This window comes from Microbacterium sp. H6 (genome assembly GCF_003314775.1).
GTDB lineage: Bacteria > Actinomycetota > Actinomycetes > Actinomycetales > Microbacteriaceae > Microbacterium > Microbacterium oxydans.
In genome coordinates this window covers 436-666 of the sequence record NZ_QOAY01000222.1, presented here as the reverse complement: position 1 = coordinate 666, position 231 = coordinate 436, and the positions used below count along the sequence as shown (strand labels likewise).

The window sequence follows — 231 nt, the reverse complement described above, 5'->3', positions numbered from 1 at the left end:
GGATCGAACCGCCGCACGCCGTGTGCGCGGCGACGCGGGTCGAGACAGGCGTGTCGACCCCGTCGACCCGCGCCCAGCCCCGCCCCGTGGCGTAATCCTCGGCACCGACCGTGACCACGAGAGTCGGGGCAGCACCGCCCAGCCGCGGCATCTCGTCGTGTCGGGCCGCGATGCCCAGGGCCGCCGCGAGTGCATCGTGCTGCTTCTGTGCCCGCGTGCGCGCGTCGATCA

General features: G+C 74.5%; 1 protein-coding gene. It reads right to left on the bottom strand.

The window, feature by feature from the left end:
• A partial coding sequence (locus tag DSP71_RS22375; RefSeq protein WP_181800746.1) for a DUF222 domain-containing protein occupies positions 1-231 on the bottom strand: 231 nt, incomplete at both ends.